Origin of the sequence: Paenibacillus ilasis (assembly GCF_043195395.1) — a bacterium.
Classification (GTDB): domain Bacteria; phylum Bacillota; class Bacilli; order Paenibacillales; family Paenibacillaceae; genus Paenibacillus_AQ; species Paenibacillus_AQ lautus.
On sequence record NZ_JBHDJG010000001.1, the window covers coordinates 2,949,757 to 2,962,904 of the forward strand.

Sequence of the window (13,148 nt, forward strand, 5' to 3'; positions counted from 1 at the left end):
TCAATAAAACCCGTGTTCCTTACCATAGACAAAATCTAAAATCGCAGGCAATTCCTTAAAAATCGATGGTTTTTTATGAAAAATCCGGTTTACAGTGCGGCTTTCTGATATTTTCCCGGGGTCACGCCTTCGAATTTTTTAAAGATTCGCAAAAACGTGCTGACATCCGCATAACCGACCCGGCTGGCAATTTCATTGACGGTAAGCTTTTGCAGAACGAGCAGTTCTTTCGCCTTAGACAGACGGAGGTGGTTAATGGTATCCAGCAAGGCTTCTCCTGTAAATTCCTTGTACAGTCTCGATACGTAAGAGGGGGTCATTTGAAACGCGTCGCCAATCATTGAAATATTCAATTTCGGGTCATACAGATGCTCTTGGACATACTGCCGGACATCTTCGATTAAATAACGGTGGTGATTTCGTTTCTCGGCCAGGATCCATTCACACACTTGCGCAAGCAACTGTTTCATCCGTTCCTTCATCTCCGGAACATGATCGCACTCGAGCAATAGATCCGCATCGATGAAATTTTCTTCATATGTTCGCTTGCTGCCCGCTCTCACTTCCTCAAGCGTATTCAGCATCGTGCTTGCCAGGTTGTACATTAGGCATTTGGCGAGTGGAACCGAAACCGGTTGCTTGGAAAAGTTGGCTTGGAATATTTCATCCAAAGTGGCTTCCGCTTTGTCGTAGTTCCCGCTCTTCACCAAGCCAATAAACTGCTGCTGGACACTCAAAGGATAATAAAATTGACGGGTTTGGGTGCTCCTGTCCATAAGAGTGTCCGTATATGGGATGAACTGTCCGCTCCCCATCACAATCCGGTATTCAAGCGCGGCCTGCGCCTCTTGATAAGAAAGAGCGATCTCGTGCAAATTCGAATGAACCTGGCCGACAGCCACCGTAAGCTCTGCTTCGATATGCTTTCGCATGAAATCTTGAACCTGAGCCAGTATTCGATTCAATACGTTTTGCTCCTGCTCCTCTGACATACTCGCTTTGAAATTAACGACACAAGCAAGCGCATCGTTCATTTCTGTCGTGAACACAAGCGCTTCATCGGCAGCCGTATCCTCAAGCACGTTTGTTAGTATGAAATAAAGCATTTGCTCCTTCTGATCCGGGAGTCCGCGAATGCCGAACTGCTCAAATTTGCCATAATGATCGATCGATATCAGCAGGACGACCGACCGGTCGGATTGAAACTGTATATCGTGAGCAGGCAGCGTTGTATGGAGAGACTGATCATGATCGGCATACCCCTTTAACAGACGCCGCAATAAATGCGCTCGGATTGTGTTGCGATGTTTGTGAAGCGCCGTTTGCATATCTTCCTTTTCATGAAAATATTGCTGAATCGTCCCCTGCAGGAACGAATATTCATTGGCTCCTCCGTCAAACCTCAGACCGAATTGCTTGGATAAACTTTGCAGCATCACTTGAACCGGCATATAGTTTCTGCGTAAGAACAATACCGTAACAATACCTCCGATAAACAAGCTCAGGGCGATGCTGATCCATGTCAGATGGCGTAAATCTTTCATTTTCTCATTGAATAATGCCGCTGGCAGCACGGATACATATTTCCATCCGGTTACTTGGGACGTGATATAGGAAACCGCGAACTGCCCCGCGTCCGAATCCATATAGATCATTCCGCTGTCTCCTTGAAGCTGCTCATAACTCAGTCGAGCAGGTACGGCCGGATCCTGTCGTGATGCGGCGATATACCGGCTATCCGCATCTATAATGAACATGCTGGCATCTTTTTGCCGGGGAACGCTCTCGATTAGTTTCGAATCCTTGATTAAGAACAGAACCACAGCCGGGGGCTGGGCCGGTGAATTAAATACGAGAGAATGAGCAAATACGACCACCGGGAAGCTCTGAAGGCCATCTTTAAACTCCATCGACTTGTAAACGTTTACATATCTTTGCTCGAACAATCCCATCCACTTCTCATAGGAGGTTTCGTCATTCTGCCTCAGCTTCTGATAGAGCCCCCTGCCGCTTGTATGACCATACGTTGAAATCACCGTATCACTGTTCAAATACATCACGTAAATATCCTCAATCGAATCGTTTGCATTTTTATAGGTTCGCAGGCTTTCCGAAATGTTGAACACATCGTAATACTGAGAATCACGAAGCGGTAACTCCACGCTGGAAAAAGCCGAAATTCCCTTGTTCAGCGCGATTTCCAGGCTTAAACGCTCCAAACTCTTCAGCTTGCTGTCGATGGACATCTCCATCTGCTGAAGAAGCAATTCGTTTGCCCGATTGGTCTCGCTCTTCACTTGATGGTATGAGAATGAATACAGCACAAAGCTGATCAGAATCGGCACCATTAATACGGTGACATAAGAGAACAGCCATGCCACAATGACGCTGCGGTTATATTTACGAAGGATGTTGAACATGTGATTTTCCTCCTCCTTATTGCCTCCTGTGATAACAAGAGCAGCCTTCTAGGGATAAGGCTGCTCTTAAGACGAATACGGTTGCAGGGGTATGACTGATTACGGTTTAATGCGGAATCCCATACAATCTCCACGGTTTGCGACTGCCAAACAGATTGCATTTGGCCTTCTCAGCAGGAACAGGCGAGATGTGGAATAGAGTGGACCCGCCCCAATTGGCCCTGTAAATATAGGCTTCCTCACCAGGCTTCAAAGCTAGATCGATCACCCCATCTGCCTGGATAACACACTCCTTGGATATTCCCCCGATGTCAATAACCAGGCCGTCGTCCGGAGATGTGACCATATCCGTTACGATCCGGCAGGGCTCTCCGGCAAGACTGCAAATATGTATCCAAGCCGTGCGACCCTCCTCCCGAACGGCGCTAACAAGGAAGCCTCCTTCTGCCCGCAGCTGGTGGAATACCGACTCCGGCCACGTTTTAGGCACTGCCGGGAAAACGTATATCCGCTCTCCTATGCTCTGAAGCAGCATATCATGGAGCGATTCCGCCCCGGCGAGCGGCGTTTCGATGACCGGTCCCGCTTCTTTATACATGGTGTTGGGCTTTATGAGATGCATTAAACTTTGCAAATACGCGAGGGCTTCATCTCCTAAACCTAACTTGGCTGCGATGGATGCGGCTCCGGTAAAACTGAATCCGCGCAAATCTCCTTCAAGGCCGATCCAATGCCGGAGCGAGCGAAGAATCAGCGCCTTCTCCTCTTCGGTATCGCCGACGATATGCAGCGGAAAGGCCGCCAGCAAATGGCTGAAATGGCGGTGTCCGAATTCCATACGCTGTCCCTCGCCGATCATATATCCGGATGAATCCACCGGAAAAGGTACCAATCGCTCTAGGACTTCATGCCAGCGACCGTGCAGCGGATCATGAACACCAAGCTGATCCGCCATGCGGATTAAGGTTTCACATCCCCAGCGCAGCAGCGCTAAATCATAATGAGAATCAGCTGTCTTCACCTGCTTGAAAGACCCGTATTCCGGTGAGACTGTGGGAGGTAAATGAAGGTGGCCGTCCTGTCCTTCCTCAAGAAGGTGCAAATATAAACCTATACTGCGCCGCAGAAGAGGATATACCAAGCTTCGCAGCATTTGATCATCCATGGCATAACGGTAATGACGCCAGCAGTTATGCATCACCCAAGTTAAATTCCCCACCTCATCCGTGACCGGACTGTCCAGATCATAGCTTGAGCTTCGACCGAGTCCTGCGGAGTCCGCACGGTAAGCTTCGGGAACATTACGGATCAGCTGGTTCTGCTGCCCCTGCAAGGAACGAATCAGCGACATGCCCAGATGGAGGCGATTCGCTGTATAGATCGGAGAGTAGCTCATCTGAACGTTCATATTGAACCATAATCCAGGCCAGGGTGTAGATGTGAGCCACGGCCCCTGATTATCGATAGGGAAGGAGTCCGCCCGGGTCGCAGACGCCAGCTTATACATCTGTATCCAGTAAAAGCTTTCCAGCTGGGTATCCGGTATGGAAATAAAGCTTTCCGGATAGTAATGATGCCACCACCTGCGATGGGCATGTATCCAGGCTTCCCATCCTGAAGCTGAGTTCGGCACTGCCCGAAGCTCCTGTACCGCCTGATCACGAACCGAATCGTCCATGCCATTCATCACCGTTAAGATACAAATTTGCCGATGCCGGCTTCCCGGCGCCTGTTCCGTCTGGTCAGGACCGCGAGTTAGCCAGGCCGTCGTGCAGCCTTCACCGCATCCATATTCCTGAACGCCGATCGATACCTCACCGGATTCCAGATGCTGAACGGTGGTTTCAGGAATATATTGGTTGAGATTGATCCCGTCCGCGTTCTTCAAAATAGGATCAACCTCCGGATAGGCGTACCACTTCAGCTTCGCATCGCGTTCGCCTTCATCTGCATCCAGCTCCAAGACAAGTACGGGAGCTAATGCGTGAACAAACGCGCGAATTCTGACTTCTCCCTTCGTTGTCGGTATAACCGCCCGGAGCTCCGCGTTCCATAATTCCAACCGCATTTCGTAGGGTTGATAAATCCATCCCTCCAGCTCCAATGCAAGCTCGCCAATCGGTACGCGTACCGGGAAAGCCTGTTCACCCGGACGTGATGCGGTGATATCGGAACGTCCAAGCACAAAGCGCAGCACGTTCCGTTTATCCCGATGTTCTTCACTATAGATCATCGCTCCGAGCATGCCGTTTCCAAGAAAAGCCCCTTCATCCCAGCTGATCGGACGCGTCGTCCACAACATATCGTGTCTGGACATAAACATCGGCCAGTCGATGGTATTCTCTATGCGGGTAGTCACGATTCCCCTCCTATTACAATGAAATGTTGTTTCTTATGTGCGCCTGCTTGAATTCCGATGGTGTCATCTGCGCATATTTTTTGAACACGTCGGTAAAATAGCGCCGTTCCTCATAACCAAGCGACTCCGCAATCTCCTGGATTTGCCGATCCTCCAAGAGCAGCCGCTTGGCCACCTCCATCCGTTCTTGAGTGACAAATTGACTGAATGCCATTCCCGTCACTTTCTTGAACAAACCGGCAAAATAACTTGGGCTCAAGTGAACTACCTTCGCGCAAACACTTAGGCTGAGGTCCTGATCCAGATTGGATTTCACATAATGAATGGCTTCCTGGATGATCTGTGCAGCGGCGGAGCGATTCTGATTCTCTATGCGTTCGCAGCCCAGCGTCACGATGCTATGCAGAATCTTCTTCATGTCGGTTAAGGACCTCTCCGAGCTGACCCGCCCTTCCCGAACGATCATGTTCAAATCGGACAGTTCATTCATCGGTACCTTATCTTGAATCGCCCTTAGCATTATGTAGGCAAGCTCATAGTACAGGCTGATGAAGTATTCCGGCTTGGGAAGCGGCGACCTGTCCGTAAACTCATTCAGGATATGATCGAGCGTGAGTGAGGCTTGGTTGACGTTTCCGGATTGCAAGGCATATACCATTTCCTGCTCTGCGGTCCGTATGCTTCGCGGCAAGGAGATTTCCGTATTTGCTATATCCTCATATGAGATCACCGCGTTGCCTCCGGTATAGAAATGGTATGACAGGGCATGCAAAGCTTGATCATACGATGAGTGCAGCTCATGGATATACGTTACGGGTCTGCCAACTCCTATGGATATCGTTAATGAAGTATATAATCTGACATGCTGACAGCACGCCTCCGCTATAGCTGCCGCTGAAGCTGATAACGGTGTATTCAGCACCGCTACTAGGCGGTTAGCCGAATCCCGGAATACCATCCCCTTTGTATACAAAGCGATGGTCTCCTCCGTAATATTCTTTAATGCAAACCGGGCGAGCTCTATTTCATTCATCGGTGACTCTCGATGCTTGTCAGTAAATCCGTCGATTTCAAGAATCATGACGAGCAGGTCCCTAGACTCCAAATCCGGCTTTACATAGTCCCACCGTTGCTCCGCCTCCTGTTCGTTCACCTTATGATGTAACAGTAACGTGAACAATTCCTGACGCAGGAAAGGCATACTCTCCTGAACGCGCTGCTCCAATTCAGCGATATGATCCTCTTGGTCTCGTATCGCTTCAATTTCTTTTTTGGCCTTTACAACAATCTCCTCAATATGAGCCAGTGAAAAGGGCTTCGTTATGAAGTTAAACGCCCCAAGCTGAACCGCTTGCTTGGCATATTCGAAATCGCTGAAACCTGTCATCAATATGACTTTGCTGCGGGGCAGCATTTCTTTGACGCGTCGGGTCAATTCCAGACCATCGAGCTTCGGCATTCGAATATCGGTCACGATGATATCCGGTCTGCACGAGGTGATCAACTTGAGTCCATCTTCTCCATTGATTGCCGTTCCGCTTACGGTTATCCCATGACGTTCCCAGTTGATTTGCTTGGATACGCCATCGACGACACTCTGTATGTCATCAATAAAGCAAATCGTTGTCGTTATTGTGCTCATCTGCTTGGGTCAACTCCCTTCAAGTCGTGGGTAACGAGGGATGATAACTGAAACTCGGGTACATACATTAGGTTCGCTTTCCATGTACAAATCAGCCGTGCTTCCATACTGAAGCTGTAATCGCAATCGGACATTATTTAACGCATAACCCGATGTAGCCGAGGATGCCGGTTGTCGAAGTAGTGGATCGGCTGGATTCTTTTCGTTCAGCCCCATACCGTTATCTTCCACGTTGAAATACAGATAGGTGCTATCCTGTTTCACCTGAATTCGAATGAAACCACCTTCATTACGATCGTTAAAGCCGTGCAGGATTGAATTTTCAACCAGCGGCTGCAGCATAATTTTTAAGATCGGGTGCTGCATATCCACTAAAGGATCAACCTCGATGGTGTAGGTAAACAGCGTTTCATAGCATTTCTGCTGAATGTTTAAATACTGCTCTACGTGGAGCAGCTCATGTTCAAGCGTCGTCATCTCATTGCCGCGATTGAGGCCGAGCTGAAACAGCTGTGATAAGGACAGCACCATTTCCTGCACATCCTCCAATTGATTCAACTGGCACTTCCAGTAAACCGTGTTCAGCGTGTTATATAGAAAATGAGGATCAATTTGAGCTTGCAGGGCTTTCATCTCGGACTGTCGTTTATCCTTCTCAGCCTGCTTCACAACGTCAAACATTTCATTAAGCTCTTCCAGCATCCGGTTAAAGCGATAACCGACCTGTGTAATCTCATCATTGAATTCGCTTTCATAACGAACGTTAAGATCGTTCATCTCCACCCGTTTCATTAGAGATTGCAGGTGGCTTAACGGTCTTATGAGCAATCGGGTCAACATATTCGCAAAAGCAAACGACACGAGCAAGCATCCCGTGATCACCCCGAGAATGGTTAACTTAATGCTGTCCATCTGCTTCATCAATTCTGATTTGGGCAGAAAGCTGAACAGCGTCCACTCCTTCACTCCACCCACCTTGGTAAAGTTAACCAGGTACTCATAACCTTGGTCCGAATACTCAAAGCTTCCCTGCTCAGCTGTTAAGGCCTCCCTGTATTTAGGCTCAAGTTTCAGCGTATCCGCGATGATGGAATCGTTTAACAACACATCGCTTCCATCGGATGAGGCCAGGAGATGGAATTGTTTGCGATTTTTATCCTCCGAGGCAATTAATGATCGAATCGAGTCGATTTTGACATTCGCTACAACGAAAATATCTTCGATGTAATGAGAGGGAATGCCCTCCATCACAAAGGAAATGACGTTCTCCCTGCTGGAAAAGAAACGGTCCTCATGACCGGCCACCCATAATTTGCGCTTCTCGCTTTTGATATGCGTATACAGCTCCGAGTCATAAAACGAATGGGAGAAGTTACGCTGCTGACTTGTTTGATAATAGTCACCCTCAGGCGTGGCGATCAGAATGGAATCGATAATGGGTTCATACAGCTTGGTCTGCACAAAAGTCGATTGCAGTCCGGACAGATGGGTATAGTAATTCTCGACCTCGGAGTAGCTGCTGTCCATCCCTAACGCTCTTCGGTAAGCCGTATTGACCATCATCGAGTAAACCGCTTGCGTGACATGATTCAGCTTCTCATCCAACACCTTCGATGTTTTAAGAATCGTTTCCTGACTAAGCTGGTACGCGTTGTCCTTCACAACTTCCTCCGCGATCATGTAGCTTAACGCGCCTGCGGTTGTAACCGCAAAAATGACAATGAGCATAAACGCGATCCAGATTCGGCGTCTGAACGATAGTCGGTAGAGCATAGATCAACATCCTCCGTCTCTAAGTTTCGGCTGTGGCAGCAGTTGTCCGTTTTTAATGATCAATCACTTTGCCATGAGACGTCCTGAGGATGCAGCGGATCAAATGACGGAATAGCTTGTATATTCACTCTGCCGGCGGCCCGTTCCTGATCTAATGCTGCATTGTAACGCTCGTTCAGATCCTCAACCAATCGCTCCAGATCTCCGCCGATCATGATGTACTTTACAAATTCGTCCTCCCACTCCCTTCCCTTTGGTTTGAATCCTTGAGGCGATGCAGGCCATATCCCGTCATAATCACCTGGGAAAAAGCTGGAGATGCCTTCGATGTCGGGTTTCCTGGCTTTCGCGGCTATCGCATCCACCGATAAAATGCCCAGTCCGGCCTCCTGATACCCGATCAGCACTTCATCGCTGTACATATAACGGAGAAACTTCCAAGCTTCTTCCTTGTGCTTCGACTGACTGCTAATGGATAACCACCTCGTCGCTCCAACTCCCTGGTTGATCACTCCTTTATAGGTTCCGTCAATTGATGGGGGAAGAGCAGCTCCCCAATGGATCTTGGCCGGAAACTGAAACTTATAAATGCTGGGTTCCGATGAATAAGACAAATACATCCCGATCTTCCCGTCGGCAAACTGTGCCCGTAGCGGATCGATGTCCAGGGATTCCGATCCCGGCAGCGTACTGCCGTTCTCCATCATGGTCCGGAATGCGCTAATAATCGGTATAAAGCCTGTAAAATCATAGTTGCCTGTCGAAAAGTCATAACCATCGCCGCTGATTCCGCTTATTTCCGCAATCGGAACGGCTGAGCGGCCGAGAGCGCTGGCAGGAATCTTATAGGGTAGCGCAAAACCGTAGACGCCATCCGCCTTTCCAATTTCGGTGATCCGGCTCGCGGCTTCCACCAACTCGTCAAGCGATTTCGGAGGTGAGGTTATGCCGGCCCGCTTAAACAGATCCACATTATAAATAAGCCGCAAGGTTGATCCGCTGTTAGGAAGACTGTATATGAATGGATCAAACACGTTATATCCTTCGATGAAGGCTTGCTTTCCGAACCTGTTTCTGATCTCGGGCGTTAAATATTCGTTTAATGGCTCCACATAGCCTTTTCGGGTCATTTCAGCAAGATCGATCGGGGTGAAAATATCAGGTGATAGCTCACTGGCAAATGACAAATCAAGCGATTGGGAAAAATCATCTGCCATTACCGTCATCTCAACCTCAATATGATCGGCGTTCTCTTGGTTATAACGATGAATAACCTCTTTGATATAGTTCGCGTCATGACGCCCCGTTGACCAGAATCTCAGCTTTGTCTTTTCTGCGGCACCAGCCATATCCGATGCCGTTGAGTACGAAAATATACGATCAGAGCCCTGCCCTTTGCCACCCTGCATGCACCCTGTTACGGTTATGCTCAAGCACATCAATACAACCAGCGGTAATCTCCACGTGATCATGCACACACCCTCCTTGTGCTTGTATCGTAGCATAACCTATTTTGTGGATATAGACAGAACGGTAAAAAAACTGTAAAGGGAAGAATATCGATTCATCTCCCATACGAAAAAGGCTACCCCAAGCAAATGCCTGGCGGTAGCCTTCTCATGATTCTTATGTCATGCTTACGTCTAGCTTGAACCTAATTTTAAGCCCACCTCAAGGTCCTAACGCTGGAATGACACATCGGCTGCGATGGGCAGATGATCCGAAGCTTCCGTATGGATCACGCGCTGATTCGAATGCTGAACAGTTGGAGAGGTCAGAATGTAATCGATCGTTGCCGACGGATTAATTACAGGAAACGTATAGGCATCGTCTATTCCCTGAAAGCTGTTCACGAATAAACCGCTGTCGAGCAGCAGCTGAAACTCTGAACTGTCAGGTTCCGCGTTAAAATCGCCCATCAGCAGCACCGGTCCCTCAGAGACAGAAGCCGCCAGGTCAATGATTTCCTGCGCCTGTGCCGTTCTGCTGGTGACATCCAGTCCAAGATGCGTATTGTACACATCGACGTGAATCCCCTTCAGATTGACGACAGCGTGCAGTACACCGCGCTGCTCCTTCCCGAAGCTGCTTAACAAAACATTCTCGGATCGAAGGATCGGGTACTTGCTAACAATGGCAGTTCCGTACTGACGGTTGTTCGTCTGTCCCTCCGCCGGCTCCAAATCAAGATTGGCACCATAAGCATAGTGATATCCGAGCAAACCCGCCAGTTCCTTCGCTTGGTCTTGAAAGTCGCTTCGCTCCCCGTAGTACCGGTCCACTTCTTGAAGGCCGACAATTTCTGCGCCGGAATCACGGATGACATCGGCGATTCTTTGCAGGCTTAGCTGCTCATCCAATCCAACCCCGTGATGGATATTGTAAGACATTACGGTCGTGCTTACTTCTTTGCCTTGTCCTTTTCCAGCCGCCATCACCCCCGTTGTAAACACGGGAACAAACAACAAGCAAGCGATAAACGAGATCAAGCTTTTTTTCATGGACGACTCTCCCTTTCATTGTCGAATGCCGAACGATGCTAACTTTTCTGTTGCTACAGCTCTCAGAGGCTGACCCGCGTGGAAGTTAATTAAATATGCTATCCGGAACGTAATACACTTTTTGCGTATCTTTTTTGTTTACTGGGTCCGTCACAATCGTAAAATAAACGTTGCTGTTCTTTGTCTGCACTCCCTCGATTTCATGGTTTCCCACATTCGTGATTTTCACGAGGGTTTTGAATGTCCCTGCGTTTGTCATCATGGCAATCTGCGGGATGTCACCTTCCGCTCCGCCTGATGTATATATTTTCGTCTGACCCAGCATATCGGCCCCCTGGAAGGATCCGTTCGGCCTTACGATCCCAGTGCCCGACTGCGTAAAGCTGCCAACCGCTGCGTTCACCGCTGCTGCGCTGTCCATCCGCACCTGTTCATTGCTATCAAGAAGCTTATTGAGTGCGACTGTGTCATAAATGGACCAAGTTACCGTCCCCTCTTTTGTTTGTACGCGGAACACCGTATGCGTACTGTTGCCGCCGCCATCCACACGGTAGGTCTCGCCTAGCCTTGCCCCCGTTTTATTGGCGTAATTCATATAGGTAAACCGATGCAAATCCGTATAATCCACAGTTTTGCCGGCCGAATATTGTAGTCTTGCTACCTGCAGCGACCAGTAATAGTCCGTCGAAGGATCTGCCTTTGAACTGAAATAAAAGTAATTGACGCCGTTGTAGGTATACATATCCAGCGTTTGGCAGTGACCGGTATTCGTGACGGTCATTTCATCTACATAGGTAGCGTCTTTCCCGTTAATGAGCAATCTTGAAAGATAGCAAGTTCCCTTAGAGCGCTGTGTTACATACAGATACTTATCCGCAATGTAAGCTTTTTGAACCGCCACGTTGTGATTAAGTCCCTTCAGATTGTAGGCGAGCGTTGCTGAAGCGTTGACCGTTTTCTCAGGTGTTGCCGCGAATGCCGGCAATCCGGACAAACAAAACACGAGCGCTGCAAGTATTGCTGACGCGAGAATTTTTAAATGCCTTTTCATATGGTTCAACCCTTGAACGTCAACCATCAATACACCTCCATTAATAGTAGGAATCAAATTGGACTGCCGCCGAAAGCGTGCTAAAAACATGGTTCAAGCGGGCTTTACTGTCATGGCTATAGGATACATTCCTCCTCTCTTGTTACAGAAACATCGCTTCATTCAACTCAAGTTTCTGCTTCTCTACAGAAAGTGGGGGATCCACTATTGAGTTTATCATTTACCTCAAGAATTTCCCGTGTATAAAATACTTAAAGTTAGATGAATCGCCTGGTCCTTTAGCCCTTTTTTTTACGTTGGAGCGCAGAATATGTCGGAAGAGATTTGTATCGAATGTTCATCCGAAACAGTCATACGAAAAACAAAAAAACCGCGAATTAACGCGGCTCCTTGGTCTCAAGCAGTTTTGGGATGAAGAACAAAGGATATAACATGAGGTACAGGTTTGGCGCCCACCACATGATGTCGAAATCGGATTTCATGATCCAAAAAACGATCGCCTGAAGCCCGGAACAAAATGTCAGGATAAGCGAAATTAAGGCAAAACTTCTCCACTTTACATTCATGTGATTATGTAAGTATAGACTATACATTCCGGTGATGGAAATGAGTATATCCAGCGGGAAGAACGACCAATTCCATACCACCAACAGCTCATTGGTATAATCCTGATATAAATATTCCTTGGGAATTAACGCAAGTGCGGTGACGACCCAATACAAAATAAATCCGATATCCGTAAATAAAAACAAACCTTTTAACGTTTTACTCAATCCATACCCTCTCCTCTTGTTCAACCTTCCTTCTTGATAATACCGGATAAAAGGATCTCTCCCATATCCCGCAGACCCTCATGAAGCGTAATGCTGCTCTTATTCTCAGACGAGTCCTCAATTAATCGATAAAGACCTCCTACATACAAATCAATAAATATTTTAGTATTAAAAGGGCGTAACCAATCTTGATTGATTCCTTCATGAAATAGTTCTGTGATGCTGTCCCATTGTTTATTTAGAAATTGATCCAGCGTCTTCCATTGATCAGGATAATAACGCTGGAGCTCGGTTATGAGGTTCAATCCGATAAACTGAAAATCAGTCGGGATGAGGATGAGGCATTGCTTAAGTTTATCGAGTGTCGTCAGGTCAGGATTACCCATGATCTCCTTTTCTTTTTCTTGAAGTTCGACAATGGCATCATGAAGAATCGTTGCAATAAGCACATCCTTCGAAGGGAAGTATCCGTACAGCGTCTTCGTGCTCATACCCAGCCGTTTGGCAAGATCACCCATCGTAAATCGCAATCCTCTTCTCCTGATTTCATTGCTTGCCGCCTCAACAATTCGGTCTCTCAATAGGTACACTTCCTTGTCCGGAAAATTATAAAAAGATGATATTTTCCT

9 protein-coding genes are annotated in these 13,148 nt (G+C 47.8%); all 9 read right to left on the reverse strand.

What is annotated here, in order from left to right; translation table 11 throughout:
* Positions 1-89 precede the first annotated feature (89 nt).
* The 9 genes from ACETK5_RS13425 to ACETK5_RS13465 all read right to left on the reverse strand — a co-directional run bounded on the left by ACETK5_RS13425 (position 90) and on the right by ACETK5_RS13465 (position 13,100).
* Entirely contained in the window at positions 90-2,420 is a 2,331-nt protein-coding gene (locus ACETK5_RS13425) for a helix-turn-helix domain-containing protein (protein ID WP_394056165.1), read from the reverse strand.
* Positions 2,421-2,526: 106 nt separating this feature from the next.
* Positions 2,527-4,779, reverse strand: a complete 2,253-nt coding sequence (locus tag ACETK5_RS13430) for a glycosyl hydrolase family 95 catalytic domain-containing protein (RefSeq protein ID WP_394056167.1) — start codon at positions 4,777-4,779, stop codon at positions 2,527-2,529.
* 13 nt (positions 4,780-4,792) lie between these two features.
* Positions 4,793-6,421, reverse strand: coding sequence for a response regulator (locus tag ACETK5_RS13435; RefSeq protein WP_394056169.1), 1,629 nt, complete (start codon positions 6,419-6,421; stop codon positions 4,793-4,795).
* 9 nt (positions 6,422-6,430) lie between these two features.
* Positions 6,431-8,194, reverse strand: a complete 1,764-nt coding sequence (locus tag ACETK5_RS13440; protein WP_100536915.1) for a cache domain-containing sensor histidine kinase — start codon at positions 8,192-8,194, stop codon at positions 6,431-6,433.
* Positions 8,195-8,253: 59 nt separating this feature from the next.
* Entirely contained in the window at positions 8,254-9,666 is a 1,413-nt protein-coding gene (locus ACETK5_RS13445; protein ID WP_165789625.1) for an ABC transporter substrate-binding protein, read from the reverse strand.
* 207 nt (positions 9,667-9,873) lie between these two features.
* Positions 9,874-10,695: an endonuclease/exonuclease/phosphatase family protein gene (locus tag ACETK5_RS13450; RefSeq protein WP_394056172.1), complete on the reverse strand. Its 822-nt coding sequence runs from the start codon at positions 10,693-10,695 to the stop codon at positions 9,874-9,876.
* An 85-nt stretch (positions 10,696-10,780) separates the two neighbouring features.
* Positions 10,781-11,746 (reverse strand): hypothetical protein, encoded by a 966-nt coding sequence (locus ACETK5_RS13455; RefSeq protein ID WP_394056174.1) that lies wholly within the window; start codon positions 11,744-11,746, stop codon positions 10,781-10,783.
* A 377-nt stretch (positions 11,747-12,123) separates the two neighbouring features.
* The gene (locus ACETK5_RS13460; RefSeq protein ID WP_394056176.1) at positions 12,124-12,519 is read right to left on the reverse strand and encodes a YvaD family protein; all 396 of its coding nucleotides are present in this window, start codon (positions 12,517-12,519) and stop codon (positions 12,124-12,126) included.
* Between the two features lie 20 nt (positions 12,520-12,539).
* Positions 12,540-13,100, reverse strand: a complete 561-nt coding sequence (locus ACETK5_RS13465) for a TetR/AcrR family transcriptional regulator (RefSeq protein ID WP_394056178.1) — start codon at positions 13,098-13,100, stop codon at positions 12,540-12,542.
* Positions 13,101-13,148 lie beyond the last annotated feature (48 nt).

What these genes read in the sequence shown, in the direction of transcription:
- ACETK5_RS13440 (WP_100536915.1), bottom strand. Translation starts at nt 8,194, where the DNA reads ATGCTCTACCGACTATCGTTCAGACGCCGAATCTGGATCGCGTTTATG.
- ACETK5_RS13455 (WP_394056174.1), bottom strand. Translation starts at nt 11,746, where the DNA reads ATGAAAAGGCATTTAAAAATTCTCGCGTCAGCAATACTTGCAGCGCTC.
- ACETK5_RS13445 (WP_165789625.1), bottom strand. Translation starts at nt 9,666, where the DNA reads ATGATCACGTGGAGATTACCGCTGGTTGTATTGATGTGCTTGAGCATA.
- ACETK5_RS13435 (WP_394056169.1), bottom strand. Translation starts at nt 6,421, where the DNA reads ATGAGCACAATAACGACAACGATTTGCTTTATTGATGACATACAGAGT.
- ACETK5_RS13425 (WP_394056165.1), bottom strand. Translation starts at nt 2,420, where the DNA reads ATGTTCAACATCCTTCGTAAATATAACCGCAGCGTCATTGTGGCATGG.
- ACETK5_RS13450 (WP_394056172.1), bottom strand. Translation starts at nt 10,695, where the DNA reads ATGAAAAAAAGCTTGATCTCGTTTATCGCTTGCTTGTTGTTTGTTCCC.